This window comes from Clostridium sp. (assembly GCF_051278035.1).
Taxonomy (GTDB): domain Bacteria; phylum Bacillota; class Clostridia; order Clostridiales; family Clostridiaceae; genus Clostridium_AD.
Map to the genome: position 1 here is coordinate 1 of NZ_JBNMNU010000297.1, position 3,068 is coordinate 3,068.

The following is a 3,068-nucleotide window of genomic DNA, read 5'->3' on the forward strand; positions in this document are numbered from 1 at the left end:
GCATGAACTGATCTACAAAGTTCATACCTTGTGCCTCTCGGCACTTTTAATTCTTCCCTCTTACAGACACCTAAATCACAACAGTTTTTTCTACCTCTAGGTGCTCCTGTGTATCCTGTAGAAATAATCTCATCATTCTTCACTATTATAGCTGCGAAATTTCTACGTAAACAAGTTCCTCTATTAGATATATTTTCACATATATCCAAATAATAATTATGTTTGTCAATTCTTGACATAATTATACCTCTTATTAATATATTTTAATTATTTAGATAAAAAATTGTAAAATACAAACAGAATCTACATAATCAATCAATATTATTTTACACTAAAATGATACTAATTTAAAGGGTTTAATTAAACAAAAAAACATATATTATCAAAACTAACATGTTTTGATAATATATGTTTTTGATCTGATCAAATCAATATTAGATTATTGCTCCGTTTATACTAATAGTAACCTCTTTATATGGTACTATTATACCAGCCTCAAGCATAGCTGCTTTTACAGAACTTACAATGCCCGCACAACATGGCACTTCCATTCTAACTACAGTAATACTCTTAATATCATTGTTTTTTAATATTTCAGCTATTTTCTGTTTGTAATAATCACTATCATCAAGTTTTGGACACCCTATAAGTGTTACCTTTCCCTTAATAAACTCATTATGAAAATTTCCATAAGCATAAGCAGTGCAATCTGCGGCAATCAATATATCTGCGCCATTTAGAAATGCAGCCTTTGAACTCACTAATTTCAACTGTACAGGCCACTGATTTAATTCTGAAGCTACCGATAAACCTGAATCATCATTTGTTTTAACAGGTGCTATTTTCGCCTTAATATTCACATTTCTCTTTATGGACTTTTCCATGGTTCCAGGACATCCACAAGGTGAATCTTCCTTCTTATTACTTTGTTCCTTCTTTGTTTCAACTGCCACTACATCATAATCTGCTGCATCTCTTTGAATTATTTTAATGGCATCTGTAGGACACTGCGGAAGGCAATCTCCAAGGCCATCACAATACTCATCGCTTATTAATTTAGCCTTACCATTTATTAACTCTATAGCACCTTCATGACAACCACTTATGCACAATCCGCAACCATTACATTTATCTTCATCTATACTTATAATATCTCTTTTCATTTTAACTCCTCCTAAATTTATATATATATTTTTTAAAATTTAATATCTCATTGACTGTATGTGCTTATTATATTAAAATTACTTATGATAGTATGTAACTTATGTTACCAAATTAAAGATTAAGGGGTGATTTTATGAATAATTTACTTGAACATCTAAAGCACTGCATTTTATTTAAAAACTTAACTCCTGAGGAATTAAAAATTTTATTAGCGAATATAAACTACTCCATCTACGATAATTGTAAAAACTGTGATGAATGCCGTGGCTGTATAATTGCACTAGAGGGTGATATTTGTAACTCTTTAGGAATTGTAATTCGTGGCGAACTAGAGGTACAAAAACATTACGCTAGCGGAAAAGTTGTTACACTTGCCAAATTAAATAAGGGAAATACTTTTGGAGAAGCAATAGCTTTTTCAGAGACAAATATGTACCCAGCTACTATAGTAAAATCTAAAGGTTCAATTATACTTTATATTTCAAAAAAAGATATTTTAGCTATGTGTAGTGCTTACCCTAAAGTATTAAGTAATTTCATGCAACTTCTATCAAGTAAAATACTTTTACTTAATAGAAAAATAAAGGAGCTCTCCTTTGAAACATTAAGACAAAAGATATCTAATTACTTGCTATCTCAGTATGAAATTCAAAAGACCTTATCCCTTGTGCTTCCTTTATCTAGAAAAGATCTCGCAGAGCACCTAGGAGTTCAAAGACCATCTCTTTCAAGAGAATTTGTAAATATGAAAGATGACGGATTAATAGATTTCAATAAAAGTTTAGTCCAAATAAAAAATTTAGAGGGCATTGAAGACATACTCATATAGAGCAGTCTTTTGCTATATTAGAATTTTTTTAATAAATATTAAATTTTACTTGATAATTATTATCCGTTGTTGTATACTTTATATTGTAAGGAATTTAAACTTCCTACAAACTTAATAAGAAATACAAGGGGGAAATAAATATGAAAAAATTTGTTTGTACAGTATGTGGATATATTCGCGAAGGAGACTTCGCACCAGATGTGTGCCCAGTATGTGGTGCAAAATCCGATAAATTCGTAGAAAAAACTGATGATGATATGTCATGGGCAGATGAACATAAAATTGGAGTTGCTAAAGAAGTTGACGCCGAAGTTTTAGAAGGATTAAAAGCTAATTTTGTTGGAGAATGTACTGAAGTTGGTATGTACTTAGCAATGAGTCGCCAAGCTGATAGAGAAGGTTTTCCTGAAATAGCAGCAGCTTATAAGAGAATAGCTTTCGAAGAAGCTGACCACGCTTCAAAATTCGCTGAATTACTTGGAGATGTAGTAACAGCAGATACAAAGAAAAATCTTGAAATGAGAGTTGCGGCTGAACATGGCGCTTGTCAAGGTAAAAAAGATTTAGCTACTTTAGCTAAAAAACTTAACTATGATGCAATTCATGATACAGTACATGAAATGTGCAAAGATGAAGCCCGTCACGGCTCTGCATTTAAGGGTTTACTTAATAGATATTTCAATTAAAATTGAATTAAGTAGAAAAAGCAACTTACAGAGGTTCCTCTGTAAGTTGCTTTTTCTACTTTCCATAGGTAAATTATAAAATTTATCTATTTAGTTCCAAATAATCTGTCTCCCGCATCACCGAGACCTGGTACAATATATCCTTTTTCATTTAATCTTTCATCAATTGAAGCTACGAATATATCCACATCTGGATGTGCCTCTGTAATAGCCTTAATTCCCTCTGGAGCAGCTATAAGTCCCATAATTTTTATGTTTTTTGCTCCTCTTTTCTTAAGCGCTGCAATTGCATCTATTGCAGACCCTCCTGTAGCAATCATAGGATCTGTTATAATTACATCTCTTTCATTAATGTCCTGAGGTAATTTACAAAAATATTCAACTGGTTG

Annotated in this window: 5 protein-coding genes; 2 read left to right on the forward strand and 3 right to left on the reverse strand. The window is 31.7% G+C overall.

The annotated features are described in order from the left end of the window. Positions 1-239: deoxycytidylate deaminase (locus ACJAX4_RS23220; protein ID WP_435791814.1), on the reverse strand; the 239-nt coding region annotated here is incomplete at its 3' end. Positions 240-434: 195 nt separating this feature from the next. Further along, positions 435-1,163: an ATP-binding protein gene (locus tag ACJAX4_RS23225; protein ID WP_435791815.1), complete on the reverse strand. Its 729-nt coding sequence runs from the start codon at positions 1,161-1,163 to the stop codon at positions 435-437. Between the two features lie 134 nt (positions 1,164-1,297). Here ACJAX4_RS23225 and ACJAX4_RS23230 point away from each other — a divergent pair, with 134 nt between their 5' ends. Then, positions 1,298-1,993 (forward strand): Crp/Fnr family transcriptional regulator, encoded by a 696-nt coding sequence (locus ACJAX4_RS23230; RefSeq protein WP_435791816.1) that lies wholly within the window; start codon positions 1,298-1,300, stop codon positions 1,991-1,993. 140 nt (positions 1,994-2,133) lie between these two features. After that, entirely contained in the window at positions 2,134-2,679 is a 546-nt protein-coding gene (locus tag ACJAX4_RS23235; protein ID WP_435791817.1) for an NADH peroxidase, read from the forward strand. 86 nt (positions 2,680-2,765) lie between these two features. On the opposite strand, the gene upp is transcribed toward ACJAX4_RS23235, so the two are convergent. Continuing rightward, positions 2,766-3,068, reverse strand: a 303-nt coding sequence (gene upp, locus ACJAX4_RS23240; RefSeq protein WP_435791818.1) for a uracil phosphoribosyltransferase, incomplete at its 5' end; no start/stop codon positions are given.

Coding starts and splice junctions, on each gene's coding strand:
- ACJAX4_RS23235 (WP_435791817.1), top strand. CDS start 2,134: ATGAAAAAATTTGTTTGTACAGTATGTGGATATATTCGCGAAGGAGAC.
- ACJAX4_RS23225 (WP_435791815.1), bottom strand. CDS start 1,163: ATGAAAAGAGATATTATAAGTATAGATGAAGATAAATGTAATGGTTGC.
- ACJAX4_RS23230 (WP_435791816.1), top strand. CDS start 1,298: ATGAATAATTTACTTGAACATCTAAAGCACTGCATTTTATTTAAAAAC.